We start from the raw sequence: 24230 nt of genomic DNA, 5'->3' as shown, positions 1-24230 counted from the left end.
TTACGATTCTGAGGTATTTATGTCGATATTACCGACACTTCCAGCTTCAGGAGTTACTTTGACCTTTAAAAGTGCACTGTTCACCCCGATATAGTTGCGGCTTCCGGCACTGTTCCCGGCCAGCTTAAAACGGATAGGTCGGTCGGCTCCATCAAACAGGGTTTCGTAATTTACCCCTCCATCGTCCGAAACGAGTAATTCCAATTCAACAACTTGCTTTTCGTCCACTGCTCCACTGATCTTCCACTGTATTCGCACATTGTTTGCATTGGCTACGGCTGTTGATAGCACTTCACCGGTGCTTAAATCGAGATTGTCTACTATTAATGGCATTTCGAAACGTGTTAAGTTATAAATACTTTCTATCTATTTTCAAAATTACATAGATATTCTCTATTAAGCAAGACAAAAAAATGCCATCCTTTAAAAGACAGCATACAAAAACACTAAATAATTGGCGTGGATTAATCTACAGAACCATTTAACACGACCGAATAAATGTCATTCCCAAGGGGGCTGCTTTTTATCTCATGTCCTGTTATTCGTGTAAATTCAGCCTTGAATTTTTCGATATCCATTGCTGCAACCGCGCATTTATCTCCTGACTTCAACTTTCCAAGAAGTATAAGCGCATTGGAATGTGTTTTCCAAACGTTATTTCTACGCCTGTGATTAATAATAAGCTCGTTAGGAGGAGTATCTAAATACGCCAAGCGAAATTTATCGCTGTTCGGATATTCTTTTTTCATTATTTCTACAAAATCTGAAAATGATCTTTGTGGATTTTTATTCTCCATGATTACAAGTTTATGAAATTAAAACGGTAAGTCATCCTCCTCTTCCGGAGCATTATATTCTTCCGGTAGATCTTCCGGGGATTGACTGTTGCTTGTTTCTTCTTCCAACGACTGTACATTAAATGCATTGACGTTATGGTACCAGCGGCCGTTGAATTCCCTTGACTCAACATCGAATAACACCTTAACCAAATCGCCTGTCTTCAGGTTGTCCATGAAGTCAATATTGTCGCCAAACAGGTTAAAACAGATCTTTTTAGGGTATTGATCTTCCGTTTCAACCAGAAATTCACGTTTTTTCCACTCCTTACCGGCCTTAGACACACCTGACTGTTTATCAAATATCTCCTGGATACGTCCTGTTGCTTCGTAGTTACTCATGGTTTTATTATTCCTAAATTTTTAAACTATTCCCATTTCATTTAGCTTATTAAAACACCGCATCGTTGCCTTTACATCTTCCAGTGAATTGTGAGCCGGAAACGTTTCATTAAACAGCTTCAAATACAGTTCTTCAAGTGTCGGAAATTTACCGCTTCCATTAGCCTTTCTTGCCCCTACATACTTCATAGACTTGTACATCGTGTCAATACGCTTGTATTTATCCAACGCCTTGTTTGTATCAGCAAAGAAATCATCATCAACACCAAAATTCCGGATTACATTGGCCTTAATAATCGATGTGTCAAAATACATGTTGTGACCAACGATCTTTTCAGCACTCAAACAGTCGTGAACAAACAACGGAATCACATCCTTAAAAGGAACACCAAGATTCATGGCCATTTCATGCGTTATCCCATGTATCTCTGTAGACGATTCTGGAATAACACATCCATCAGGCTTGATTATATAATCGTGAAATACATCTTCAAACCACCATGACAACTGAACCACATAAGGGAACGTGTCATAATCAATTTCGTACTTAGCCCCCTTTAACGGTAAGCCCGTTGTCTCTGTGTCGAAGAATAGAATGTTGTCATTCATAGCAAGTCGATGTTTACATACACCAACAAATTTATAACTTTTTTGCATACTTTACTGCATCTCATCTATTTCGTTATACTTTTTGCAATATCATATCAAATGAAGCCAAATAAGCCCTTTTAAGAAACTATCGGTTTTCGTGCGACTAAATACTCCTATGACTGGATAAATGAGTTAAAAATACATGGGGCTGCTAAAATAAGGCTGGATTATTGATTGAATTAATCGGCTTTAAGGTGGTGGAAAATGTTACAAAGTTGTGGAGGGTTTAGTTTGATTATACGCCCCAATAGGAATAAAAGCGTTTTCATTTTGGGGTGGGTACCCCTGGGCGGCTCCTGGGCTTGGGTTCGTGGATTATTGAATGAATGAAGGGTTGATAGCTTGGGCCGGCGGCGATCGATACCGCATTAATTCAATCAATCAATATACTTTTATCCTCTGACTGTCAATAAATTACTGGCAGTATGGCAGTGTTTTAAAATCATTCACATATTCGAACATAATAATACATAGATCGCTGTATTTTATTGATATTCAGCATTATACTGTTTAATATATTGTTTGTCTTATAGTTTGTATTGTGTTTAGTAGACATATATTATTGATAAACTAGAGTTTTGTTTTCCCTGCGTGGATGCCTGCCTAACACGTTGATATTGTGACATATACGAAATACATATAAATTACTGTTTATTGTTAATTATATCGCTGTTTTTAATACCTTTTTAGCTATTTCCTGAGCATGAAGCATATTAAACAGAAAAGTCCCAACCTCATAGAGATTGGGACTACTAACCTAACTAAAACTAACTATATGAAAAAATCAAACGCTATCTTCTAAGTCTTCATTTATTCTTTTCGCTTCATCCCTGGACATTGCAACCCCTTTTATAGTCTGGTCATTGGATGTAATGTCTTGTTTTTGTTTCAGTCCTAATAGCATGGCCGCAATTGCTGGATTTGCTTGACCTGTAGTCGCATTGTCGGTCAATTCAGAATCGAATAAATCACACACGTACGCGAAGGATTGGAAAAAATCTTTATATTTTTCGTCCTTTTCGTAGTTCCATAACGTTTTTCCGTCAATACCTAGAAACACTGTAAATCCTTTACGTGAGGGGATTCTAGGCCGTTCAATGTCTACGACATCGCCACCGCGTGGACCTGATTTAATAAGTTCTTTGACGATTATAGGATTATTAGTACAATATTCAATATAGTTTTGAGCAAGATCGATTATTTCTTCAGGGTTTTCGAATAGCTTATCTCGGCCGTGTTTCTTCCGTTCCTTCCAGTATTCGTTGTATTTAGGCGCTCCCATTTCGTTGAGTTTAATTGTTTAATTCAAAGATACTGCATTTAATAGATTATATCAATACTATTTGCAGTATGATAGATATTTAGTATCAATTATACTGCATTTTGTTTGTTTTTTTACTGCATAAAGTTTCGTATTTGACACAAATGTATTATCTTAGTAGTAACAAATAAGGGAGTTAGCGACAAACAGCGGCTTCCAAGTCTTCGCAAAACATAGACATTAAACATTGCATAACGGTACAGAGCAGATGACCGGATACGATAAAGTATTATCCTGCTTAATGTAGCCAGTTTTTATAACTGATAGTCACAAGCCTATTGAATACAGAGTGAGCGAGTTAATAACCTATTAAAACAAAATATCATGAAAACTGAAAAAATTGATATCAAAAACTTCAATCAAAGTAAAATGGTAGCCCGTTTACTGGTTCTTCAAAAAGACTTTAGAATTATGGACCATGAAAACAATGAACAGTTACTTAACTACTGTGAAGGAATAGCAAAGGAAAACTTTGTTATTAACGCCTATCCTTTAAAAGTCTATTCTAATCAACTGGCTTTGTTCTTTTTGGGTTCTAAAAAATCAGCTTTCACACAATTTGTAGATAACCTTTAAAAAATACAATCATGAAAACATTAACTATTTCTGAAAAAATCAAAGTGGCGGCTTTATTCGCTGGAATGGTTCTTATCTCTCTCTTCACTGTATTATCTGTTTTAGATTTTTTCAACCCTGCTTTATTAAGAGGGATTTTGTTTTAAACCTGTAAAAAACTCTAATATGTTCGAAATAATAGAAAATAAAAAAACAACTGCTATAAATGAGCTAAAAAACTATATTTTTCTATTAATTTAGATCAATCTAATCGCACCCGCAGGGAATTTATTTAAACCCTTAAAAATTAACAATATGAAACATTCAGCGTTACAATTAGCAAGACAAATCGTAAACGACAACAAACAGTATATTGATGGAAACATTGCTGAGTATATGATTTTAGAAGTTGATTCAAACGACAATAACTTCTATCAATATCTTACCGATGAAGAAATCGAAGAAATGAACGGAAATCCTGAAAAATGGAATGAACTTGGAGAAGAAGTTCATGCAATGCTTCGTGAAAACTTTGATTTTGACATTACAGAATTTGAATACTAATGAAACGTAAAAAACGTAATAATTAAAAATTGAAATCATGAAAAACTTAACAGTAACTCAGAAAAAACAAATTGCAAAATTGGCAGTTGAAAAAAGCGAAACTATTGAAAATGGTACAATGCACATATATTCAAATGGTTCAAACTTCGAAATATTAATTAATTCTGAATACCGTGACGATGAACACGAGCATATTGCTTCATTGAAAGTATGGAATGAAAGCAAACCTTATACACAGGCTGCTTTTATTCGTCAACTTGAAAATAATTTCTAATAATCCCGCAGAAACTTAAAAATTAAATATCATGACTACTTTATTTCAAACATCAGAAAAAAACGCAAAATTTAGCACTAAAGGAAATGGAACTTTTGGTAACGTAACTCGCACAGGATGGGTAAAAAGCAGATTAGGAGAAGTTAAAAAACAGGCTATTATTGAAGCATTAAACGATAGCAACGTAGACCAAGTTTACAAAAGAGGTAATAAAATTTATGCTTTTCTTCTTAACGGAACTGAAACGCAAATAGCATAATGATTGAACTAATCGAACAAAAAATAAAGGAGCTTTACGGAAGTAAGGCTTTCTATCCGGTTCAATGCCGGAGCAGCGGCAAAATATTATTTAATAATTTAAAACTAAACATCATGAAAACTTCAAAATTCTACATCGGAAAATTTAAAAACGGTCAAGACTTCGCTACTATACTTGATTATTTTGGACATTCAGAAGAAAAAGAGGCCGTGGACGAATTAGTGAAAATGTATAAATCTACTGAATTTGATGAAGATGATTTTGACGGTGATTTAAGCGAAGAAAGTTTGCGCGAGCATCGCCAGTTTAGCCAAGATACTACGAATTACGGTATATTTGAGCTTTCAGAAGATGAAGAAACCGGCAAACTAGAAGCAGCAATAACACGCACATGGGGCGGCCGGAATTTCGACACAAATCAAATTTGATCTAAAAAATAGTAAGAGCTTTATTTATTACTATTAATCCCCGTATTTATTTTTATATATACGGGGTTTTTAATGAGCTAAAAGGGTGCCAACCTCCACAGTTGGCACCCTTTTTTAATTTAAAACATTCGAGTAAAAAACATTTTAACACTACAAAGTTATGCAAAGATTAAACACGAAAGCAAAAAGATTAGAATATCTAAGCTACCAATTTGAAAGCCTTGTAAAAAACGGCTATAAAAAACAGACTTACAAAGATGTTAATTTTTTCACTCAGGCCGGGCCTGGTTGGTTTCTTCTGAAAGTATTTCAGGGAACAAGCACAAACCCGACTCACTTCGTAAAATATCGGGATGAAAGCCGGATGAATGATAAAATTGAAGAAATAAAACAGCTTTTTGACAGTCGCGAAAAGTCAAAAGCTGAACGCAAAGCAAAAAAAGGGTTTTTAACTGGCGCGGCGGCTTGTTCTGCAGCTATAAAAAAGGAACTGAAAAAAGAATTTCCCGGCGTTAAGTTTTCTGTTCGTTCAGACACTTTTAGCATGGGCGATTCTGTTAATATTTCATGGACCGACGGACCAACAACCGCAGAAGTTGAAAAATTCAGTGATAAATATCAATACGGCCGGTTTGATGGTATGATAGATATGTACGAAAATACAAACAGCCGCGACGATATCCCCCAGGCTAAATATGTTTCTGCAAATCGTGAAAAATCGGAAGAAACAGCTAAAAAACTAAGCGAATTTTTAGAAACTTCTCTAAAAGATTCTGATGACTGGCAGATAAAGCGCGAAAAAGAAAACAGCATCTACCGGATTTTTAATAAAACATCGTTCCCGGTTGGTGGAAAAATAAAAGAGATTGGCCGAACTGGTGAAACGTGCGGACAATATGAATATTTTTACAAGATTGTTTTTGAAGGTGGCGAAGCTCCCGAGAAAAAACAAGAGGTAAAAAACAGAGATCCGGAAAAAACAGAAGAAAATGAAACTTTTGTAAGCTTTGAGGAATTAATCGAAGAAGCCGAAAAACAGCGTAAAATTAACGAGTACAACCAGCGCAAAGCAGAAAAGGCCGAGCGTTATAAAGAACTGGCAGAAAAAGCGAAAAACGAATCAGACACAGCCTATAAAACAGCGAAGCAAATAGGCGATTTTATCCCAATGGGGCAACCTATTTTGGTGGGTCATCATTCAGAAGGCCGGCACCGTAGAGACTTAAACCGGATTGATAACAACATGAAAAAAAGTGTTCAGGCTGATAAAAAAGCGGAATACTACGAACAGAAAGCAAAAAACGCTGAAAATTCAAATGTTATCAGCTCCGATGATCCACAGGCTATTGAAAAACTCGAACAAAAATTGGCCGGACTTCAAAAAGCTCATGAATTAATGAAAGAAGCGAATAAAATAGTCCGCGAAAAACACACACTAAGCGCGGCGAAGGTCAAGCAATTAATTGAATTAGGGTTTAATGAAGAACAAGCCAACGAAATTTTGAAACCCGATTACGCCGGGCGCGTTGGTTTTGCCTCTTATGCTCTTTCAAATAACAGCCAAAATATGGCAACCGTTAAAAAACGGATTCAGCAGCTTGAAAAAGCCGAAACAGAAGAACCCACCGAAATAGAAATAAATGGGGTTAAAATTCTTGATAATCCTGATTTAAACCGGGTCCAGGTGTTTTTTGACTCAATACCACCGGCCGAAACAAGAACCGAGCTAAAAAAGAACGGTTTCAGATGGTCACCCCGGAATAAAGCCTGGCAAAGTTACCGGAATCAATACCAAGTAGACCGGGCAAAACGAATTTTACAGGAGTAAAAAAATATCCTTTGTTTTATTTAATGGTTAACACAACACCCGAAAAGAAAACAGTTTCCTAGTAGGGTGTTTAAAAAACTGACATCATGAAAAATACAATCGAATTAACCCCGGAAAAGTTCCGGGAAATATACAGCAATCCAAAATTCAGAAATGAAGTAGCAAGAGCACATAAAAACTGTAATAGCGACGGAGTTTTTAAACACTTTCAAACCTGCTCATATCCGACTACATACATTGTAACAGAATCACAAATAGAAGCCGCAAAAAACGAGCTTTTGAAGGCAAAAAACGAAACGTTTAAAAAACATGAAAATGATTTGCTTTTTGTGTCGATGGGTTCCGATTATGAACCGCGTTTTAATGATGATGCTTGTAATCATCGCATAAGAACCGAGTTTTTAAATTCAGAAGGGAAACGGTTTTTCATTGAAGTAGGTACCGGACGAGGCGAAGAAATTCGGATTGATCACTCCATTGACAGGGATAAAGAAATTGAGATAAAAAACATGCTATCCCATGCCTTTCTTCAAAGAAATACTAAAAAATACGGCTCCAAAGATTGGGTAAAATGGAACGAAAAAATTAGACATCTTCACAATATTGGATCAGGAAACTATAAAGATTTAGAACGCGCCCACATGGGGCTAAAATACACCAAAACAAACGTTTTAGACCTTGTAAATAAATACTTTGATTGCAATTTCAAAAACATTGTGATTGATGGTTATGATATCTCTTGCGCTGATCGTGAAATTATATGTACCAGCCCGAAAAGAGAAAGTAAAAAACAACTTTTAACCGAACAAAAAACACTATTCTAAAAAATGAAAAATACAATACTTTCCATTTTAGGCATGGCTATAATGGCCGGGGCTGCCTTTTATTTCGATGTAAAAAATATAGACCTGCTGAAACGAATTTTTGCAGGTCTTTTTCTGGTCCCCTGGGTGCTTTGCCTGGCTTCTATTATTACTGCAAACCGTAAAAAATAACGACCATGTACCGACCTACACAAAGAAGTTACACAGAAAAAACAACGGGCCAAAGTTTCCGGATGTATCAGAATGACACGACCGGAGAAAATAAGCTCATTAATGAGAAAAGCGGCAAAAAGGCTAAAAGCTTTTTAGTATCTGCATTCACTGGTAAAAAATACCGTTTTGAAGATAATACAGAAATAGCCTTAAATGCGGGTGAATTTATATGTATTGATCCCAAAAATAAGCCGACACACGAAAAATTTTTCTTCCAAAAACGATTTAAAAAACTAATAGCATGTACGACCACCGAACAGCAATAAAAAAAGCACTGGCCGATAAAAAAATAAGCCAGACTGAATTATCCGAAAAAATAGGCTACTCCCGTTGTAACTTTAATCAATTCCTGAAAGGGAAACGCACCATGCCTCTCGATAAAATAGAGCAGGTTATGAGCGAATTAAATATTAACATTGTTTGAGAAAAATAACAAATATGGATATAGATAAATTTTTAATAGACAAAGGCGATAATAAAGAATTTAGAGATAAGTATTTTGCTGAACCAAGCAAGGAATGGATTGAAGCACAGGAAAGGGCTTTTAATGCTGCCTTAGCTTACGAAAAGAACTGTATAGCAAAATACGACTATGTAGATATGAGACCAAGCCGCCCACCAAAAAAAGGTGAAAGAATGGAAGATTTTGCTTTTAGATATGGAACTACAATAAAGGAGATGAAAAACCAATGGCGGCAAGTAGAGAGAGCGTTGGCAAATGAACGCTAACGGTTGAGGCTAAAAGCAGTTGCCTATAATAAATACTGCTTGGTAACACGCTTAGTGGCAATTGCTTTTTAGCCTTTGTTATAAGTTGAAAATTAAAGTTATTGTGTTATGGGAATAGAATACGACATTGTTATATTTAATAGCATACCAGATGATGAGTATGTTGATATTAAGGAATTAGAAAAATTCATAGAGGATGCTGAAATAATATTATCAAACTATGGAATGGCATGGTCAAGATGTTTTGTTAATAAGGTTGGCGATTCCCTACGTGGCGCAACACTTGAGTTCAATGATGGGTTAATGATTTATGGGTATGATATTGAAAGTAAACTTGTGCGCAGGCAGAAATAATTTTAATTTTTTGCTTATAACGACCTGTACAAGTTGCGTTTTTTCCAGTGAATTTGATTAGATGTACGAACCTAAAAAAAAGAAAAAGGGAGGGTTTTAAAATGACTTATAAGGATTTTATAGAAAAAATTGGAAAAGTAGTCGATGACTCGAAATTGCTTTTGAGAATACAAGGAGAAATTATATTTATTGACGGTGATTATTTTCATGAAAGTACTTTAAATAAACTTCAAAGATTACTGCAATTATATGGCGAATGTGAATGGTGGATATTAGTTTCTGACACTATTACAGACGGCGTAATGTATAAAATAAGAATTTACAATTACAAGTAATTATGAATGATAAAGAGAGGATATTAACAACAATAGCAGCAATGACTGCTTATTCCACAACCGAACATCGCGTGTTTGATGAAAATACAATAAGATGGGAGCATATCCATGAAGATACTGAGTTAAAAAAAGGTGATATAGTTTGTGGAATGACAAATCCAAATCATGAATTTGGGGTTTCATTTTTTATAGAGCGCACAGGATATAGTGATTTTCTTGTTCAGGAAATTGGCTCAAACAAAACATGTAACTACACTAATGAAATGTTTTTAGTTCTTAGAAACTTCCCTGATATGTATAAGTTATGCGGAAATGAGCATAAAATAATGTTAAAGATACGAAAAGCTCTTTATGACATTTACATGTGGAAATTTGTAAAAGTTGATTTTGAACCTAAAAAATTAAAAATAACACTAAGAGAAAAATGGACAAACAATATGTTTTCGTTTGACTTTGATTATGACTGCCCATTATCGAGAGTAACATTGAAGAGTCTCAAAATAGCAATTGAGAACGAAACAAAATCAAAATAGCTTTGAAAAAGCTAACGCGGGTAGGCTTTCTTTTTTTTATTATTAAACCACAAGCGTTGATTAAATGAAATGAAAAATGATTTATGTAGCGTGTTAGCGCGGCGAAGCGAACGTTTTTAATAATTGAGTATAGAACTTATTAATCGCTTCTTAAAAATGCACGCTAACGTTTCGGGCTAAAGTGAGTTGCCATAAATACTCACTACACTTTCAAATTAAAATGACATGAGTAAAACGCAAGAACTTATCGGAAACTCGCAGACTGGCAATTCATCTTTAGGTGTTGTTATGCCCCGTAGTTTAACTGCTGAAAACGGAGCAAAGGCACTTTTAATAGGAGAATTTTTTGAGGAAATAGAAGTGCCAAACGAAGAATATTGTGGATGTGGTGAATGTGATTACTGCATAGAAATACAAGATGAAGATGCAACTGAAACGGTAATTCAAAAAGTACCTGTAAGTTGGGATACCGTTAAAAGAATATATGAAAAGGTTGTGACTCACTATGGGGCATAACGGCTGGCGGTATGGTGTCGGTTTGCCTTGCAGACTTTTTCAACATACTACCGCCTTTAATGGCAAACTGCACTATACCGCTTGTTGTGTGTCTGGTGCGGGATTAACATATAAAACTTGATTAAATGAACAGAAGTAATAATTAAATATTTTTTAGCGATGGATAAAATAACTCTTATAAAAAGCAATGGATTTATTGATGTAATAGAATCTGACATTGAAATATCGGACGATTATGTAGATATGGAGAACATTGAGGATACATTATCAAATTATGACGATGGTATATTTCAAATTACCAACATTAAACTTTATCATGACAGTGGACAGATGGGTGATTTCGGCAGATGGGAAATAGCCCCGTATGTTTGTATTGATAATTGTAAGGTTAAGAAGTTGTGTAATATTTATGAATATACAACCAATGCAGAAAAAATACACAATAGAAAGTTAAGAAATGAAAAAATGAGAGACAATCTTCAGAAATTTGTTCAATCGTTTTCAAATAATAAAACAAAATATCAATTGTGCAAAGTTTGGGCGCATGATAGATTAGCACTAAGAGAGGTAAGCGGAGAAACATTTCAGATATTTAAAACTATACATGAATTTGAAAATGATTCATTATCTACTCAAAATATCGGTGCTATAAAAAAGTGGATAACTGAATATTTTAATGGTTTTGAAAAAAACCAAAGCGAGTGGTGAAAAAATATTTAATTATGGTCAAGTTGCTGCAACTGTTGATTAAATGCTCTATCGTAGCACTTGCACACAACGGATGGCAATAAGAATAGTTGGCTTATCCGAGTTTGCAGAAAAGTTGAATTGAAACACAAATAAAAACAAAAATAGCGATGGATATTAGAACAGAAATGCACAGCAATATAAGTAAAGATGAAGCTTATAACCTAATGGAGAAGGGGCATAAGATATGCCATGAATATTATTCGGATAATGAATACTTAAAAATGAAAGATGGTGTTATTCGTGATGAAAATGGGTATAATATGGGAACTAAACACGGAGAATTTTGGAGTAAAATACAAAAGTGGGAGACTGGATGGATGACTACAAATGCGCGGTAGGCTTTTGTTTTTATTCCTACAAATTACGCAGAAACTTTCGCACGAAGCACAGCCAATTATTTTTATTGCGTGTTGTGCTTAACGAAGTGGCGTTTTAATGAAGCACAACGTGCGAATAAACTCACCATCCAGAAACACCTTATAAATCAATCCTTTCAAAATCAATTCTTGTTTTTTCTTTAGCGAATAACACATAAGGATTCAAGCAAGAACTTTTATTCAAATAATCAACAACCTTTCGGTTAGCCTTGTCTACCAAGTCCTGATCATAGTCAATATAAATAGAGGTTGTTTTACTCCCTATTTCATGCCCCAGGGCAGCCGAAATTACATCCTTCGGAACCCCGTTTTTTGATGCTATGGTCGCCCAGCTATGCCGTGCCCAATAAGTAGACAGATTTGTAAAAAACGGGGTTCTTATTTTCTTCCCTCCTGGTCCCTTCCTTTCTAAAAAACCAATCTCTTTCAAATTTTCATTTAACCGGTGCCTGAAATCTCTGTAATCTGAATATCCATCCATCGGGAAAAGTAAAAAATCGGAGCCTTTATATTTTTCTATCAACTCCATCGCTTCTGGAAGCACTTTAATATCATACTGCTTGCCCGTTTTCTCCCGCTTATAGTTTATCCTTCCATTTTTAATTTCCTTCAAATTCACCAAATCAATTACATTTATTCCAATCAGGTAAAAAACAAGCATAAAAAAGTCTCTGTATTTCTCTTGGTGAGGTTCCACCGGGAAAAACCGAATTAAATTCAATTCTTCAACAGTAAGTGATCGCTTGGCTGTTTTTTCGCTCTTAATTTTAAACTCCCTAAATGGGTAAATGTTTTGTGATACCAACCGGTATTTAATGGCATCGTTAAAAACTGCCCTTATATTTCTTAAATGAATTGACCTCGCATTTATCCCCGATCCGGTAGATAAAAAACGCTCAAATTCCTTTAACCACCCGTAATCTACTTCATTAAACATCACCCCTTCCGAAAATAAATTAATCTTGTCAAGTGTGTATTGGTATGTTTCAGCCGTTTTAGGCTTGTTGGCCGCCGCTATGTATCTTTTAAAGTGTTCAGCCAGTTTATATCCTGATTCGTTCGATTCAGCCTTTATATCGCCAGTCTGAATGATTAGCTTCAACTCCTTATTGCTTAAAAAACGTATTTCACCCGACGAATGCAGGTTAATAATGTTTGTCTTGGCCGTTTGTAGTTTATTGCTGAACCCCTGGTTGAGCTTTCTCTTTTGCGGATGATTGACAATTTGCACCCCGTCCCACTGATTTTTCTTGAGGTATATTTTCAAATTAACTGTAAATGACCCTTTATGAGTAACAGCTAATTTTAACGGGTAAGTTCCATCTTTTCGTTCTGACCGGGTGTCGAAATAAGGTTTTACTGAAGCCATTTTTGCATGAATTTTGCATGAATAATGAAACTAAATTACCCTTTTTGCATCAAAAACACCCATAAAAAAGAGATAAAAAATAAAATAACCTCACCATATATAAACCAAAAACCCTACCAAAAGCCTTGCTTGGTAGGGTTTGTAAGAGTTTCCCAATCTGTCGGGATACCAGGATTCGAACCTGGGACCCCCTGCTCCCAAAGCAGGTGCGCTAACCGGACTGCGCTACATCCCGAAAAATATTTTAATGCGGAGAGAGGGGGATTCGAACCCCCGGTACCCCTTGCGAAGTACGCCAGTTTAGCAAACTGGTGGTTTCAGCCACTCACCCATCTCTCCTGAAATATCGTGACTAAATTTTTTCTCCTTAATTCTCTTTAGAACTGTTCCACTCTAGGCTTACCCCTTTGTGAATGTGCGTGCAAATATAGAACTACTTTTTTCTTTCGCAAAATTATTTCGACAAAAAAACAAATCATTTTCACCCCTTAAAAGCAAAGTGGCTTATTGCCAAGCAAAAACAATAACAACAAGGGTTTCGAGGGCATTTGTACGCAGAAAAAATAAGAAAGTTAATCTCGAAAAACATTGCCTTATCCGATCGTATTATAAATCAATGAGATATTCTTAAAATGTTATAAAATCCCACATTTTACTTGGAAAGTCAGCATCCTAAAACTATATTTGATCTAAGAAAACGTTCTTTCACAAAGATATTGTCCGCATTAGTTCAAATTTGGTAAATTCAACAGTTTATATCGAACCGAGAAAGCTTATGGACGTAAAGACAGGCCTTGTAGCCCCGAGTATTCGGGGTGAGTAGTTTACTACCGGTGGAAGTCTGATCGTTCAGGCACTCAAATCCTTATTTTTAGGGATTTTACACAAACGAATTAATGCGGATTTTTTTCTTTTTAGTTACCTTCTTTTATTCTCTTCTGAACAAAAAAATATAGCAATAACAATACAGTAACGAAGGCACTTATTCGTCCAAGGTAATCTCCATATTTTACGTAAAAAGTTAGTTTCTCATTGGCTCTCAAATTACCTTTCATAGCTGTTTTTACGCCATACGTCGTTTTTTTCAGAATATCTCCCCGCTGGTTTATCAATGCTGAAATACCGGTATTGGCTGAACGTGCAATACTTCTTCTTGTCTCAATCGCTCGTAGGCTCGAAATCGCTAAATGTTGACGATAACCAATTGTCCCTTCCCACCAACCATCATCGGTCAGCATCACAATCAATTCGGCACCATTCATCACGTTTGTGCTAATGTACTGTCCAAAAACTGATTCAAAACAAATGACGGGAGCTACTTTTAAGCCTGAATTAGTTATGAAAATTGTTGGTGTATTTTGCCTTCCAAGACTACCGGTTGCCCCGCCCAAATCAACGATATATCGTTCGATAAACGAAAAATATTTACTGAAAGGCATCTTCTCAACCCCACTAACCAACTTCCCTTTGTGATAAATCTGCACAAAAGGATTTTCATTGACCAGCAAGGCTGAATTATAGATATCAAAGTATTGATTTCGATCAGCGTCCCATCGAGCTGTTTTGGAAAGTTTTTCGTCACCACTATAGTATTTCAGGGTATTTACACCAACTACAAAGCTGACCAGCGGACTTTGTTGTGCCAGTTTGCGAAACTGAAATATCGAAGACCGGGTGAGTAAACTGTCATTTTCAGTTAACGTTGGCAGAGCAGTTTCCGGAGCAATCACAAGAGCTGTATTCTTATTCAATAATGAGTCAGTTAGTTCCAACAAAGTAGCGATCTGTTTTTCACGTTGCTTATCGTCAAACTTTTCGGTGTATGGGTCAACATTAGGCTGAAGAACCAAAACGTCATATTTTTCTCCTGTCTCTACATAATTCAGATAATAATGATTCGACCAAATGAATGGTATAAAAATAACAGCGCAGAATACAAACAAATAAAACACAGCCTGAAAAATCTGCTTTTTGAGAACATTTTTCAGGAAGCTCAATAGAATAAGATTGGCTGCCAAAATCAAAAGCGAGCCACCCAAAACTCCGGTGAATTCATACCATTGTATCAGTCTCACTTGGTTGGCAAATCCATTACCTAAAGTTAGCCACGGCCATTCCATGTCCCAATTGAAATGTAAATATTCGAAGGCAAGCCAAAAAGCAAGCAGTGAAATATTAGCAAGATTTACATTGAACTCTCGCTTCATACGATGAAACATCCACCAAGCAGCAGACATCAACAATGCGTTGAGTGTAACAATGACAATCATTCCAAAAGGAACCGCCCGTCCGATCCAGTAACAGGAAAGTAAATTCCAAGTCAAAAAGCTTAAAAAGGAATAGCCTAAAAACTCAATGTGAGAATTTTGTTCTTTGTTGCTACAAAAAAAATCTTCGACCAACAACAGCGGAACAAAAGCAAATAACAAAACCCACCCTGCAGCGGCTGTAAACCATGGAAGACTTAGCAAGACTCCACTCAATATCGACAATAAGACGAAGTGTTTTTTTTTCATAAATCGGTCAGCGAATTCTGAGTAAGAATCGCTTCTTTGGTATTTCTATTTCGATCAAAAATAAAATCAATCCGGCCCAGAGCCATTCCTCCCCAGCCTGCCTGATTGACAATAATCCGATTACCATCTGCATTTCTCAGCTCCAATGGCGCATCCAGAAATGTATGTGTATGCCCTCCAATAATCAAATCGGTATGATGAGTTTCTGCCGCCAGCAGTTTATCCGAAATTTTCGATTCCGTATACTCCAGTCCAAGGTGAGATAAGCAAATGACGACATCGCAACCTTTCTCATGCTTCAGAAAGTCTTCCTTTTCGAGTGCGATCTTTACCGGGTCTCGGTATATTGTCTCCTGGTAATTGCGCTCACTAACCAAGCCTTCTAACTCAATGCCTAAACCATAAACGCCCACCTTGATACCACTCTTACGGAATACTGTAAACTCAGGAAAAACGTTAAAAAGACGTGTATTTGAAAAATCGTAGTTACTGCATACAAATGGAAAATTTGCGAAGTCAATAGAATTCTCAATACCTTCAAGTCCATTATCAAATTCATGGTTTCCAATAGTCGAAGCATCATATCCCATTTCTGACATAACCTTCAATATCAGCTCACCTTTATAATAGTTAAAATAAGGAGTACCCTGAAACATATCACCCGCATCGAGTAACAAAACATTGTCATTCGCTTCTTTAATTCGATTAATCATTCCAGCCATTCGGGCTAAGCCTCCCCGCCCCCGATAAGTCGAATTATCTTCAGGAAAGGGATCAATATGGCAGTGAATATCGTTGGTGTGAAGAATTGTCAAACTTTCCAGATCCTGCTTAGCCAATAAATCGTATGGCAAAGCAGATAAACCAACACCGGCTGAAACTCCCGCTAAATCTCTTAAAAACTTCCTCCTGCTATTCATAATACATCCTCCCGTCAAGTTGAATCTGTATACGCTTACCCCTTTTAAACTGTTCATTCAGACTATCAATCACCAAATCGCGAATTTTTAATCCTGTACTTATAAATTGCTTTCGATCCAACAACATACTCATATTATCACCTCCCGCTGCCACATAGTCGTTGGTTACAATCCAGAAATCTTTCGATCTATCAAATGGCTTTCCTCCAACGAGAAGCGTTCCGATAGAATCATCATTTACTCCCAATTGAATGCCAGCAACTCCATCACCTCCACGACTTGCGATTTGACTGACAAACTCGTACATAGTTTCGCCGTCAACTTTTAATAAAACCATGGTATTTTCAAAAGGCATCAACTCATAAATATCTCCCACAGTAATCTGTCCTTTTGGCAACGACGAACGCAAGCCACCGTAGTTCACAAAAGCCATATCCGGTCTAAAATTTTTATTATTTATTTTACAATAAGCACCCCCCGATTGCAGGATGAGGTCTGCCATCAAATTAGTCAACTTGCTTTCAGGCTTTCCGGCAACCAATTCTTCGTTCGAGATTGAAATTACTTTCGACATATCGCTCTCCAAATTGAGTTTATAGGGCATAACCATCAGAATAATTGAAGAATCGGCAGATAGTTCGGTTGAAGCAACAGGGATATTCCCACCCTCTACATCACTGATATTCAGAGACGTCTTACAGGAACCCATGATTATTAACAATCCGATGATGAAAACTGTGCTTCGCATTCGTTTTATTTTTACGGAATATAAAATAGCTTTATTCAAAATTACGTTCTCAATATTAAATATAAACATTAAACTTAACATTTCGTTCTTATTAAAACATTGTGAAAATACATGAAAAACAAATTTTCAGATAATAGAATCAGCTTTTCGTATAAATATTTCCGTTTGTTTTTGTTGTTCCTTCTCCTTACAACCAACATCCTGGCGCAAGAATATAAAACAGTTGTTGCCCAAAAAGGAGACGGAATTTACAGTTTACTAAAACGGAATGGACTGTCTCCTTCAGATCACTTTAACCCATTTATTGAGCTAAATAAAAGTAAACTGGGCAGAAACAACACCTTATTTGCGGGTCAAAGCTATTCGTTACCTATTGAAGCAGAAATGACAAATAGCATACCTGTAAGCGGAGCTACCTATTCGATTTTCGGAAAAGCATACGAAAAAGTCATTCCAATTGACAATGCCTTAAATGGTGCTGTTTACTATTTAGTAAGCGGCCATGGCGGCCCAGACCCCGGAGCTGTTGGTCGCTACGGCAATCATACGCTTTGCGAAGATGAGTATGCGTACGATGTGACGTTAAGGCTTGCCCGTAGGTTGATCGAACATGGCGCCTTGGTTTATATGATTATCAGGGATGAAAATGATGGTATCAGGGATGACAGCTACTTAACTCCTGACAAAGATGAAAAGTGCTACCCAAACCATACAATACCCCGAAATCAGGTAAGACGACTTAGACAACGAAAAGACGCTGTAAACAAGCTTTACATTAAGCACAAAGGAAGCTTTCAAAGGCTAATCATTACTCATGTAGATTCGAGAAGCAGAGGAGAAAATATCGATGTTTTTTTCTATCATGACAAACGCAGTAAAACAGGAAAAAAATTAGCCAGCAACCTACAGCAGACTTTTAAAAAGAAATACGACACTCATCAACCCAACCGGGGATATCATGGAACAATTTCAGATCGGAATTTATACGTATTGAAGTACAGTTACCCTCCCGCCGTTTTTATTGAATTGGGAAATATCAATCACTATCGCGATCAGCAAAGATTTATACGCAACAATAATCGGCAAGCACTAGCAAACTGGCTTGCCGAAGGTTTATTGCTCGATTTTAAAAACAACAAATGATTCAAATTCCCAAGCCTAAAAGCATTGTCCTGTTTGACGGATACTGCCATTTATGCAGTCGGTCGGTGCAGACGATTCTAAAGCATGACAACGAAAAGAAGTTTTTATTTTGTCCGTTAAGCAGTGACGCAGGCCGAGAATTAATCGATCAATTCAATATCCCTTCAGGCATTGATTCAATTATTCTAATTCAAAATAAACATTACTATATCCAATCGAACGCAGCCTTGGGTATTGCAAACGAGCTGGGAGGTTTTTTTAAACTCGCACTGGTATTTAAAATACTTCCACGAAAGTGGCGCGATCAAATCTATCGGTGGGTTGCTAAAAATCGTTTTCATTGGTTTGGAAAACGAAACAGCTGTATGATTCCATCAGCCGACGACAAAGATCGTTTTCTCTAAAACTCGAATTTGCCTCGCTCGTGCTGAAGATAACGGGCAGACAAATGCCCCATCAGTTTACTAATATGGTCGACAGCAGATTGTGTAGTAGCGGAAATCTCCTTGTTTTGCAGGCGCAATAGAATAATGCTGTACAAAGCTTGAAATCCCAATCGAATATCGTTATCCTCCTTTTCCAGGCTCTTTGATTTAAATTCGTTCAACACGGGTTTAGCTAGTTGAAATAATGCAGGGTACTGACGATCCTTGCCTGTTTGCAATAGCTTGATGTGAAATTCATTCAGATCATCAATCAAGTTCAGGATAAACTGCAAATGTCCGGTCTTTGTAACTCGTTCCTTCTCCATCATGGTAGCCAAATTACGGTACCAATCGAAAATTTCGAGACGCGTATCGTCATCAACATCAAACCGGGAAACTAAACTTTTGCCAATTTGATCAAGATCAAATTTCAATGCGCGCAGCAAATCCTCAACCTGCCACAGGTATAGAATATACTCTGCAATATTTGTCTTCCTTTTTTCTTTGGCAATTAACATGATTACTCGTCTCCTTGAAAGAAGTCATCTAAATCTCTTCTTTCCTTTTTTGTTGGGCGGCCTGTTCCACGTTGACGGTTAAACCAACCCATATTCTTTTGCACTTCCAGTATTTCCAGCTCTTCTTTTGGTGTTACATCCTCCACAAAGTCATCAATAAGCTTCGCCCCCATTCGTTTCCCTGCGAGTTTTAATACCTTATAACTATAGGTTACCGGAGATTTACGAACTTTAATAACGTCCCCTATTTTTATGTTTCGCGATGGTTTTACGGGCAAATCGTCAATTGAAATCCGACCTTTCTTAACGGCTTCTGTTGCTGCACTTCTGGTTTTAAATACCCGCACAGCCCATAGCCATTTATCAACACGAACCTGATCACCCATGTCATTTTCGTTTATTGAATTGATTCATTGTCCGGGCAACACCAATTGTGCCGTAGCTTTTGATAATTTCTATACAGGTATCTATTTTCAGAGGCAGTTCAGCAGCTTCGTCTTTGCTCCATTCTTCAAGCACATAATCCACCTGCTGCCCAGGACGAAAATCACTACCAATACCAAATCGAAGTCGGGCATAGTCGCTTCGCCCCATTACCTGTTGGATATCTTTAAGACCATTGTGTCCGGCATCTCCACCTTTGGCACGTAAGCGAAGCGTACCAAAAGGCAGCGCCAAGTCATCGGTCAGAATCAAAAGATTGTCGAAACTTATCTTCTCCTTCTGCAACCAATAATTCACAGCCTTTCCACTCAAATTCATAAAAGTGGTTGGCTTCAGCAAAACAAATGTTCGCCCCTTGAATTTGTATTCAGCAATAAAGCCATAACGCTTATCGCTAAAAACAATATTGGACGCATCAGCTAGAGCGTCCAATATTTTAAATCCTATGTTGTGCCGGGTATTTTCATATTCACTACCCGGATTTCCTAGTCCTACTATTAAATATTTCATACGTTGGTATTCATTTTATCTGACAGTAACGTATGCAAAGGGAAATTCCCTATTCTTCAGAAGCTGCTTCTGCTCCTTCAGTTTCTACTTCTTCAGGCTCATCCTCTGGAAGAGGTGCTAACCCAAGCGCTGCACGGGCAGCACGTGTAATAACAATAGAAACAACAGGCACTGATTTGTTATTCAAGAATTCGATATTCTCCATTTCCAGTGAGCCAACTTTAAAGCTATCTCCCAACTCAAGATTAGTAATGTCGATCTTGATCGTATCAGGAAGGTCTTTTGCTAAAGCTTTAACTTTCAAACGGCGTAGGTTCACTTTCAACTTACCACCGGTTTTCATACCTTTTGCATAACCCGAAACTTTAATCGGAACTTCAATTTTAACTGGTTTTTCATCGGTCGTTTTCAAAAAGTCAACATGAAGCACCTGATCATCAACCGGATGAAATTGAACATCTTGCATAATTGCTTTATAAACAGTTCCGTCAATATCCAAATCAAGCAGATATACGTTTGGTGTATATACTAATGGACGAAAAGCAGCTGCATCTGCATAAAAATGAATTGGTTCCTCATTTCCATACAAAACACATGGAACTTTTCCTTCACTTCTTAATTTTTTCGATTCTTTTTTTCCAAGACCTTCTCTTAAATGGCCTTTAACTTCAATTGATTTCATTTTTTAATATTTTTAAATTATGGTACTCAGCCCTCCCTTTTTTTATAAAAGGGCAAACAGCATACATAACTACTATGCCGTTGAAAAAGCGGTGCAAATGTATCAAATTATTTAAAGAAAAGCGAACTTATTGACTCATTTCTATACACTCGCTGAATAGCCTCTCCAAACGCTTCGGCTACTGAAATATATTTAATTTTTTTTGATTCCTTTTTGGGTGGTATCGAATTGGTGAAGTAAACCTCCTGCAATGCAGATTCTTCGATTCGTTCGTATGCAGGCTCTGAGAGTAAACCATGAGCAGCAAATGCCCGAACCGAATTTGCTCCTTCTTTGATCATCAAACCAGCCGCCTTAGTTATTGTTCCTGCTGTATCAATCAAGTCATCAACAATAATCACATCTTTGTCACGCACGTCACCAATCAAGGTCATGCTTCCTACAACATTAGCTTTAGCTCTCGACTTGTGACATATTACCATATCGGTTCCAAGCATTCGAGCATAAGTATTGGCTCGTTTCGTTCCACCAACATCTGGCGAAGCAATCACAATATCACGTAATCCCATTTTCTTAATAAAAGGAATAAACATCGCTGAGGCAAACAAGTGATCAACAGGAACATTAAAGAACCCCTGAATTTGATCAGCGTGCAAATCCATGGTGATAATGCGATCGACTCCAGCTGCTGAAAGCAGATCGGCCATTAACTTTGCTCCAATAGAAACCCGTGGTTTATCCTTTCTATCCTGGCGAGCATACCCAAAATATGGGATACAAGCAATAATTTTATACGCTGAAGCTCTTTTGGCCGCGTCTATCATCAACAACAGCTCCAATAAGTTGTCGGCTGTAGGGAAGGTTGATTGCACCAGAAAAACATGCGCTCCACGGATTGTTTCTTCAAAACAGGGTTCAAACTCACCATCTGCAAAAACAGGACAGGAAGATTTTCCCAGGTCAACATTAACACTTTTACAAATCTCTGTAGTTAGATACTTTGTTGCCGTACCTGTAAAAATCTTTAACGGAGCCTTTTTTGACATTTTTTTTCTTTTAATTTATGTAGCTTGGGATCGCGGGCAAAGGTAAAAAAATCTTTAAAATATCTTTACCTGTATGAATTGGAAGTTCATTTAAATTGCATACAAAGCACTTCACGAATAGCATAAATCCCTGTTTTCTAACAGAAAAAAAACTAATTCAGATACTTTGCTCAATGAAGTTTAATATTTCTTCTCGCCCCATGCCATTTTCTGCCGAACTAACCAGAACAGGAGGTAGTTCCTCCCACTGCTTCAATAGCGTTTCCTTGTACTCTGTCATATTTTTGGCTAATTGGTTCGTCCCAAGCTTATCAGCTTTAGTGAAGATTAAAGCAAAAGGCACCTCTTTTTCACCCAACCAATTAATAAATTCCAGGTCGATTTGCTGAGGCTCATGTCTGCAATCGATCAAAACAAACAGGCAATACAGACTTTGTCTTTTCAACACATAATCGACAATATAAGCTTGAAATTTCTGTTTGCTTTTTTTCGAAACTTTGGCATAACCGTAACCAGGTAAATCAACCAAATACCAATCATCATTGATTACAAAATGATTAATTAACTGAGTCTTCCCCGGGCGCGAAGAAGTTTTGGCTAATTTTTTCTGCCCGGTCATCATATTGATCAACGAAGATTTGCCCACATTTGACCGGCCAATAAAAGCAAATTCCGGCTTATTGGGAGCTGGACATTTACTGACATCTGAATTACTCATTAAAAACCGGGCATTTTTTATCTCCATAACTTCAATAAATTTCAAGTTCCAAATTCGGTGTCAGTAATTACTGTAATAAATATCAGCAGCAATGACCAGCGAGATTAATTCTCTATTACAAATAAACTTCCAATAGCTTTACACCTTTACTTTGTGGGGTGAGGATAAAATGCTCCAAAGCCGCAGGAACCAGTATTGTATCACCTTTCTTAACCGTTTCAAGTCCTTCCTGATATTCAATTTCCAAATCTCCTTCCAGGCAAATGTAAATCACAAAAGTATCCTTTTTATGAAAGTCGCGCTCCAGTTTTTGATCTAACTCAAGCACATTTGTTGTAAAGTAGTCACACGTTACAACTTCTACCGGTTCATTTTGCTTCGGTGTATAATCCGTTTTATAAGACTCCGGTACTGCGAAATCAATGGCATCCAAAGCTAACTCGGTATGCAACTCACGCCCATTCCCCTGCGCATCTTTTCGGTCGTAATCGTAAATACGATAGGTGACATCAGAAGTTTGCTGAATCTCTGCAACCATCACGCCACGGCCAATTGCATGTACACGACCTGCCGGCATAAACAACACGTCTCCTTCGCTTACCTCCTCAAAGTTGAGAATTTCCATGAGTTGACCAGCATTGAATTTTTCCAGGTATTGATCTTGTGTCAATTCACTTTTAAAGCCCAGGTTCAGTTTAGCCCCTTTATCAGCCTGCATCACATACCACATCTCAGTCTTCCCGAAAGCCTGATGCCGTTTTTTCGACAGCTCATCATCAGGATGTACCTGGATAGAAAGATCATCATTCGCATCAATAAACTTAATTAAAAGTGGAAACTCGACACCAAATTTCTCATACACTTTGTCACCGACCAATTCGCCCATGTATATTTCAATCAGCTCTTCCAGGCTATTTCCTGCCAAAAAGCCATTCTCAACTACCGACACATGATCCTGAACTCCGGATATTTCCCAACTTTCGCCACAATTGGGCAAATTCCCAAAATCTTTTCCTAGATGTGTTTTAATCTTATTTCCACCCCAGATTTTATCCATAAACTGGGATTTAAACTTCAAAGGATATAAGCTTTTCATTGATTGGTTTTAATGTTTTTTTTAGAACTCAAAATCAACTGCTGCACGTTCTACTGTAGTTTCATTAATCAGCTCCACCACTTTTAAATGCTCCGGATGAACACGGTAAACATCCAAATCAGATAGCGATTCAAAATGCGAAATCAGGCAAATATCATACGATTTTGCATTCAATTCGTAATTTAAACCAACTTCTAAATGTTTAACTTGTTCAATCTTACTTTTTAGTGCTTCCAACGCTGATTTCACTTTCCGGATCACGGCTTCTTTTTCAGCTTCAGGATATCCTTTTAATTTGAAAAGAACAACATGATTTATCATATCAAAAAAAATTTGGTTACGGTTTGTTTTTCGTTTGCGAAGGTAATATTTTCCAACTATAGAGCCATAAACAACCATTAGAATA

The 24230-nt window shown here is 37.0% G+C and carries 36 protein-coding genes and 2 tRNA genes; 19 read left to right on the top strand and 19 right to left on the bottom strand.

Annotated elements, in window-relative coordinates; translation table 11 throughout:
• The 5 genes from GR929_RS18980 to GR929_RS18960 all read right to left on the bottom strand — a co-directional run bounded on the left by GR929_RS18980 (nt 1) and on the right by GR929_RS18960 (nt 3111).
• Complete coding sequence (locus tag GR929_RS18980) at nt 1–333, bottom strand: hypothetical protein (protein WP_159522837.1); 333 nt, start codon at nt 331–333, stop codon at nt 1–3.
• A gap of 131 nt (nt 334–464) precedes the next feature.
• Entirely contained in the window at nt 465–797 is a 333-nt protein-coding gene (locus tag GR929_RS18975) for a hypothetical protein (RefSeq protein ID WP_159522835.1), read from the bottom strand.
• 18 nt (nt 798–815) lie between these two features.
• Nucleotides 816–1178 carry a DUF3127 domain-containing protein gene (locus GR929_RS18970; protein ID WP_159522833.1) on the bottom strand — a complete coding sequence of 121 codons (363 nt, stop codon included), beginning with the start codon at nt 1176–1178 and terminating at the stop codon, nt 816–818.
• Nucleotides 1179–1199: 21 nt separating this feature from the next.
• Entirely contained in the window at nt 1200–1787 is a 588-nt protein-coding gene (locus tag GR929_RS18965) for a 3'-5' exonuclease (RefSeq protein WP_159522831.1), read from the bottom strand.
• An 826-nt stretch (nt 1788–2613) separates the two neighbouring features.
• Nucleotides 2614–3111 carry a terminase small subunit gene (locus GR929_RS18960; protein WP_159522829.1) on the bottom strand — a complete coding sequence of 166 codons (498 nt, stop codon included), beginning with the start codon at nt 3109–3111 and terminating at the stop codon, nt 2614–2616.
• A gap of 363 nt (nt 3112–3474) precedes the next feature.
• Between GR929_RS18960 and GR929_RS18955 the strand changes: the two genes are divergently transcribed.
• The 17 genes from GR929_RS18955 to GR929_RS18880 all read left to right on the top strand — a co-directional run bounded on the left by GR929_RS18955 (nt 3475) and on the right by GR929_RS18880 (nt 11650).
• A complete protein-coding gene (locus GR929_RS18955; protein ID WP_159522827.1) occupies nt 3475–3726 on the top strand; it encodes a hypothetical protein in 252 nt (83 codons plus the stop codon).
• An 11-nt stretch (nt 3727–3737) separates the two neighbouring features.
• On the top strand, nt 3738–3872 hold the full coding sequence (locus tag GR929_RS22050) for a hypothetical protein (RefSeq protein ID WP_262886063.1): 135 nt from the start codon (nt 3738–3740) through the stop codon (nt 3870–3872).
• 148 nt (nt 3873–4020) lie between these two features.
• Nucleotides 4021–4269 (top strand): hypothetical protein, encoded by a 249-nt coding sequence (locus GR929_RS18950; RefSeq protein ID WP_159522825.1) that lies wholly within the window; start codon nt 4021–4023, stop codon nt 4267–4269.
• Nucleotides 4270–4306: 37 nt separating this feature from the next.
• A complete protein-coding gene (locus tag GR929_RS18945) occupies nt 4307–4543 on the top strand; it encodes a hypothetical protein (RefSeq protein WP_159522823.1) in 237 nt (78 codons plus the stop codon).
• A 31-nt stretch (nt 4544–4574) separates the two neighbouring features.
• Nucleotides 4575–4802: a hypothetical protein gene (locus GR929_RS18940; RefSeq protein WP_159522821.1), complete on the top strand. Its 228-nt coding sequence runs from the start codon at nt 4575–4577 to the stop codon at nt 4800–4802.
• Entirely contained in the window at nt 4802–5230 is a 429-nt protein-coding gene (locus GR929_RS18935) for a hypothetical protein (protein ID WP_159522819.1), read from the top strand. Before GR929_RS18940 ends, GR929_RS18935 begins: the two co-directional genes overlap by 1 nt.
• A 160-nt stretch (nt 5231–5390) precedes the next feature.
• Nucleotides 5391–7058: a DUF3560 domain-containing protein gene (locus tag GR929_RS18930; RefSeq protein ID WP_159522817.1), complete on the top strand. Its 1668-nt coding sequence runs from the start codon at nt 5391–5393 to the stop codon at nt 7056–7058.
• Between the two features lie 86 nt (nt 7059–7144).
• Entirely contained in the window at nt 7145–7882 is a 738-nt protein-coding gene (locus GR929_RS18925; RefSeq protein ID WP_159522815.1) for a hypothetical protein, read from the top strand.
• A 3-nt stretch (nt 7883–7885) separates the two neighbouring features.
• Nucleotides 7886–8053: a hypothetical protein gene (locus tag GR929_RS18920; RefSeq protein WP_159522813.1), complete on the top strand. Its 168-nt coding sequence runs from the start codon at nt 7886–7888 to the stop codon at nt 8051–8053.
• A gap of 62 nt (nt 8054–8115) precedes the next feature.
• A complete protein-coding gene (locus GR929_RS18915) occupies nt 8116–8361 on the top strand; it encodes a hypothetical protein (protein ID WP_159522811.1) in 246 nt (81 codons plus the stop codon).
• Nucleotides 8337–8519 carry a helix-turn-helix domain-containing protein gene (locus tag GR929_RS18910; protein ID WP_159522809.1) on the top strand — a complete coding sequence of 61 codons (183 nt, stop codon included), beginning with the start codon at nt 8337–8339 and terminating at the stop codon, nt 8517–8519. Before GR929_RS18915 ends, GR929_RS18910 begins: the two co-directional genes overlap by 25 nt.
• 14 nt (nt 8520–8533) lie before the next feature.
• The gene (locus tag GR929_RS18905) at nt 8534–8824 is read left to right on the top strand and encodes a hypothetical protein (RefSeq protein WP_235934482.1); all 291 of its coding nucleotides are present in this window, start codon (nt 8534–8536) and stop codon (nt 8822–8824) included.
• 108 nt (nt 8825–8932) lie between these two features.
• On the top strand, nt 8933–9178 hold the full coding sequence (locus GR929_RS18900; RefSeq protein WP_159522805.1) for a hypothetical protein: 246 nt from the start codon (nt 8933–8935) through the stop codon (nt 9176–9178).
• 337 nt (nt 9179–9515) lie between these two features.
• Complete coding sequence (locus tag GR929_RS18895) at nt 9516–10046, top strand: hypothetical protein (protein ID WP_159522803.1); 531 nt, start codon at nt 9516–9518, stop codon at nt 10044–10046.
• A 225-nt stretch (nt 10047–10271) separates the two neighbouring features.
• Complete coding sequence (locus tag GR929_RS18890; RefSeq protein WP_159522801.1) at nt 10272–10562, top strand: hypothetical protein; 291 nt, start codon at nt 10272–10274, stop codon at nt 10560–10562.
• A gap of 159 nt (nt 10563–10721) precedes the next feature.
• Entirely contained in the window at nt 10722–11270 is a 549-nt protein-coding gene (locus GR929_RS18885) for a hypothetical protein (protein WP_159522799.1), read from the top strand.
• 149 nt (nt 11271–11419) lie between these two features.
• Nucleotides 11420–11650: a hypothetical protein gene (locus GR929_RS18880; protein WP_159522797.1), complete on the top strand. Its 231-nt coding sequence runs from the start codon at nt 11420–11422 to the stop codon at nt 11648–11650.
• A gap of 139 nt (nt 11651–11789) precedes the next feature.
• Here GR929_RS18880 and GR929_RS18875 read toward each other — a convergent pair whose 3' ends face one another.
• The 6 genes from GR929_RS18875 to GR929_RS18850 form a co-directional block, all read right to left on the bottom strand.
• Nucleotides 11790–13058 carry a site-specific integrase gene (locus tag GR929_RS18875; RefSeq protein ID WP_159522795.1) on the bottom strand — a complete coding sequence of 423 codons (1269 nt, stop codon included), beginning with the start codon at nt 13056–13058 and terminating at the stop codon, nt 11790–11792.
• A 160-nt stretch (nt 13059–13218) separates the two neighbouring features.
• A tRNA-Pro gene (locus GR929_RS18870) sits at nt 13219–13293 on the bottom strand.
• Nucleotides 13294–13308: 15 nt separating this feature from the next.
• Nucleotides 13309–13397 (bottom strand) — tRNA-Ser (locus tag GR929_RS18865).
• A gap of 575 nt (nt 13398–13972) precedes the next feature.
• Entirely contained in the window at nt 13973–15574 is a 1602-nt protein-coding gene (gene lnt / locus GR929_RS18860) for an apolipoprotein N-acyltransferase (protein ID WP_159522793.1), read from the bottom strand.
• Complete coding sequence (locus tag GR929_RS18855; RefSeq protein WP_159522791.1) at nt 15571–16494, bottom strand: bifunctional metallophosphatase/5'-nucleotidase; 924 nt, start codon at nt 16492–16494, stop codon at nt 15571–15573. Before GR929_RS18855 ends, lnt begins: the two co-directional genes overlap by 4 nt.
• Nucleotides 16487–17242: a 5'-nucleotidase C-terminal domain-containing protein gene (locus GR929_RS18850; RefSeq protein WP_159522789.1), complete on the bottom strand. Its 756-nt coding sequence runs from the start codon at nt 17240–17242 to the stop codon at nt 16487–16489. The genes GR929_RS18855 and GR929_RS18850 overlap by 8 nt, the downstream gene beginning before the upstream one ends.
• A 111-nt stretch (nt 17243–17353) precedes the next feature.
• On the opposite strand from GR929_RS18850, the gene GR929_RS18845 reads away from it, so the two are divergent.
• Together GR929_RS18845 and GR929_RS18840 are read left to right on the top strand one after the other, a co-directional pair.
• Nucleotides 17354–18385, top strand: a complete 1032-nt coding sequence (locus tag GR929_RS18845; RefSeq protein ID WP_159522787.1) for an N-acetylmuramoyl-L-alanine amidase family protein — start codon at nt 17354–17356, stop codon at nt 18383–18385.
• Complete coding sequence (locus GR929_RS18840) at nt 18382–18789, top strand: thiol-disulfide oxidoreductase DCC family protein (protein ID WP_159522785.1); 408 nt, start codon at nt 18382–18384, stop codon at nt 18787–18789. The genes GR929_RS18845 and GR929_RS18840 overlap by 4 nt, the downstream gene beginning before the upstream one ends.
• Here the strand turns inward: GR929_RS18840 and GR929_RS18835 are convergent.
• The 8 genes from GR929_RS18835 to GR929_RS18800 form a co-directional block, all read right to left on the bottom strand.
• Entirely contained in the window at nt 18786–19328 is a 543-nt protein-coding gene (locus tag GR929_RS18835) for a DUF4924 family protein (RefSeq protein WP_159522783.1), read from the bottom strand. The two genes, GR929_RS18840 and GR929_RS18835, sit on opposite strands and share 4 nt — an antisense overlap.
• Before the next feature lie 2 nt (nt 19329–19330).
• A complete protein-coding gene (locus GR929_RS18830) occupies nt 19331–19714 on the bottom strand; it encodes an RNA-binding S4 domain-containing protein (RefSeq protein ID WP_159522781.1) in 384 nt (127 codons plus the stop codon).
• Nucleotide 19715: 1 nt separating this feature from the next.
• The gene (gene pth / locus GR929_RS18825) at nt 19716–20282 is read right to left on the bottom strand and encodes an aminoacyl-tRNA hydrolase (RefSeq protein ID WP_159522779.1); all 567 of its coding nucleotides are present in this window, start codon (nt 20280–20282) and stop codon (nt 19716–19718) included.
• 49 nt (nt 20283–20331) lie between these two features.
• Complete coding sequence (locus tag GR929_RS18820; RefSeq protein WP_159522777.1) at nt 20332–20964, bottom strand: 50S ribosomal protein L25/general stress protein Ctc; 633 nt, start codon at nt 20962–20964, stop codon at nt 20332–20334.
• A gap of 107 nt (nt 20965–21071) precedes the next feature.
• The gene (locus GR929_RS18815; protein ID WP_159522775.1) at nt 21072–22010 is read right to left on the bottom strand and encodes a ribose-phosphate pyrophosphokinase; all 939 of its coding nucleotides are present in this window, start codon (nt 22008–22010) and stop codon (nt 21072–21074) included.
• 157 nt (nt 22011–22167) lie between these two features.
• Nucleotides 22168–22755, bottom strand: coding sequence for a ribosome biogenesis GTP-binding protein YihA/YsxC (yihA, locus tag GR929_RS18810; RefSeq protein ID WP_159522773.1), 588 nt, complete (start codon nt 22753–22755; stop codon nt 22168–22170).
• Between the two features lie 88 nt (nt 22756–22843).
• The gene (locus GR929_RS18805; protein WP_159522771.1) at nt 22844–23824 is read right to left on the bottom strand and encodes a type I phosphomannose isomerase catalytic subunit; all 981 of its coding nucleotides are present in this window, start codon (nt 23822–23824) and stop codon (nt 22844–22846) included.
• Nucleotides 23825–23845: 21 nt separating this feature from the next.
• Nucleotides 23846–24145 (bottom strand): Dabb family protein, encoded by a 300-nt coding sequence (locus tag GR929_RS18800; RefSeq protein WP_159522769.1) that lies wholly within the window; start codon nt 24143–24145, stop codon nt 23846–23848.
• Nucleotides 24146–24230: the final 85 nt, after the last annotated feature.

This window comes from Sunxiuqinia indica (assembly GCF_009847015.1).
GTDB classification, from domain to species: Bacteria; Bacteroidota; Bacteroidia; order Bacteroidales; family Prolixibacteraceae; genus Sunxiuqinia; species Sunxiuqinia indica.
Note: the sequence above shows the minus strand (reverse complement) of the source record. Positions and strands in the feature narration are given on the sequence as shown.

Coding starts and splice junctions, on each gene's coding strand:
- GR929_RS18815 (WP_159522775.1), bottom strand. CDS start 22,010: ATGTCAAAAAAGGCTCCGTTAAAGATTTTTACAGGTACGGCAACAAAG.
- GR929_RS22050 (WP_262886063.1), top strand. CDS start 3,738: ATGAAAACATTAACTATTTCTGAAAAAATCAAAGTGGCGGCTTTATTC.
- GR929_RS18960 (WP_159522829.1), bottom strand. CDS start 3,111: ATGGGAGCGCCTAAATACAACGAATACTGGAAGGAACGGAAGAAACAC.
- GR929_RS18965 (WP_159522831.1), bottom strand. CDS start 1,787: ATGAATGACAACATTCTATTCTTCGACACAGAGACAACGGGCTTACCG.
- GR929_RS18955 (WP_159522827.1), top strand. CDS start 3,475: ATGAAAACTGAAAAAATTGATATCAAAAACTTCAATCAAAGTAAAATG.
- GR929_RS18945 (WP_159522823.1), top strand. CDS start 4,307: ATGAAAAACTTAACAGTAACTCAGAAAAAACAAATTGCAAAATTGGCA.
- GR929_RS18835 (WP_159522783.1), bottom strand. CDS start 19,328: ATGTTAATTGCCAAAGAAAAAAGGAAGACAAATATTGCAGAGTATATT.
- GR929_RS18805 (WP_159522771.1), bottom strand. CDS start 23,824: ATGAAAAGCTTATATCCTTTGAAGTTTAAATCCCAGTTTATGGATAAA.
- yihA (WP_159522773.1), bottom strand. CDS start 22,755: ATGGAGATAAAAAATGCCCGGTTTTTAATGAGTAATTCAGATGTCAGT.
- GR929_RS18880 (WP_159522797.1), top strand. CDS start 11,420: ATGGATATTAGAACAGAAATGCACAGCAATATAAGTAAAGATGAAGCT.
- GR929_RS18885 (WP_159522799.1), top strand. CDS start 10,722: ATGGATAAAATAACTCTTATAAAAAGCAATGGATTTATTGATGTAATA.
- GR929_RS18820 (WP_159522777.1), bottom strand. CDS start 20,964: ATGAAATCAATTGAAGTTAAAGGCCATTTAAGAGAAGGTCTTGGAAAA.
- GR929_RS18855 (WP_159522791.1), bottom strand. CDS start 16,494: ATGAATAGCAGGAGGAAGTTTTTAAGAGATTTAGCGGGAGTTTCAGCC.
- GR929_RS18900 (WP_159522805.1), top strand. CDS start 8,933: ATGGGAATAGAATACGACATTGTTATATTTAATAGCATACCAGATGAT.
- GR929_RS18925 (WP_159522815.1), top strand. CDS start 7,145: ATGAAAAATACAATCGAATTAACCCCGGAAAAGTTCCGGGAAATATAC.
- GR929_RS18980 (WP_159522837.1), bottom strand. CDS start 333: ATGCCATTAATAGTAGACAATCTCGATTTAAGCACCGGTGAAGTGCTA.
- lnt (WP_159522793.1), bottom strand. CDS start 15,574: ATGAAAAAAAAACACTTCGTCTTATTGTCGATATTGAGTGGAGTCTTG.
- GR929_RS18920 (WP_159522813.1), top strand. CDS start 7,886: ATGAAAAATACAATACTTTCCATTTTAGGCATGGCTATAATGGCCGGG.
- GR929_RS18935 (WP_159522819.1), top strand. CDS start 4,802: ATGATTGAACTAATCGAACAAAAAATAAAGGAGCTTTACGGAAGTAAG.
- GR929_RS18915 (WP_159522811.1), top strand. CDS start 8,116: ATGTATCAGAATGACACGACCGGAGAAAATAAGCTCATTAATGAGAAA.
- GR929_RS18845 (WP_159522787.1), top strand. CDS start 17,354: ATGAAAAACAAATTTTCAGATAATAGAATCAGCTTTTCGTATAAATAT.
- GR929_RS18930 (WP_159522817.1), top strand. CDS start 5,391: ATGCAAAGATTAAACACGAAAGCAAAAAGATTAGAATATCTAAGCTAC.
- GR929_RS18950 (WP_159522825.1), top strand. CDS start 4,021: ATGAAACATTCAGCGTTACAATTAGCAAGACAAATCGTAAACGACAAC.
- GR929_RS18970 (WP_159522833.1), bottom strand. CDS start 1,178: ATGAGTAACTACGAAGCAACAGGACGTATCCAGGAGATATTTGATAAA.
- GR929_RS18840 (WP_159522785.1), top strand. CDS start 18,382: ATGATTCAAATTCCCAAGCCTAAAAGCATTGTCCTGTTTGACGGATAC.
- GR929_RS18830 (WP_159522781.1), bottom strand. CDS start 19,714: ATGGGTGATCAGGTTCGTGTTGATAAATGGCTATGGGCTGTGCGGGTA.
- GR929_RS18800 (WP_159522769.1), bottom strand. CDS start 24,145: ATGATAAATCATGTTGTTCTTTTCAAATTAAAAGGATATCCTGAAGCT.
- GR929_RS18850 (WP_159522789.1), bottom strand. CDS start 17,242: ATGCGAAGCACAGTTTTCATCATCGGATTGTTAATAATCATGGGTTCC.
- GR929_RS18905 (WP_235934482.1), top strand. CDS start 8,534: ATGGATATAGATAAATTTTTAATAGACAAAGGCGATAATAAAGAATTT.
- GR929_RS18875 (WP_159522795.1), bottom strand. CDS start 13,058: ATGGCTTCAGTAAAACCTTATTTCGACACCCGGTCAGAACGAAAAGAT.
- GR929_RS18895 (WP_159522803.1), top strand. CDS start 9,516: ATGAATGATAAAGAGAGGATATTAACAACAATAGCAGCAATGACTGCT.
- GR929_RS18975 (WP_159522835.1), bottom strand. CDS start 797: ATGGAGAATAAAAATCCACAAAGATCATTTTCAGATTTTGTAGAAATA.
- pth (WP_159522779.1), bottom strand. CDS start 20,282: ATGAAATATTTAATAGTAGGACTAGGAAATCCGGGTAGTGAATATGAA.
- GR929_RS18910 (WP_159522809.1), top strand. CDS start 8,337: ATGTACGACCACCGAACAGCAATAAAAAAAGCACTGGCCGATAAAAAA.
- GR929_RS18940 (WP_159522821.1), top strand. CDS start 4,575: ATGACTACTTTATTTCAAACATCAGAAAAAAACGCAAAATTTAGCACT.
- GR929_RS18890 (WP_159522801.1), top strand. CDS start 10,272: ATGAGTAAAACGCAAGAACTTATCGGAAACTCGCAGACTGGCAATTCA.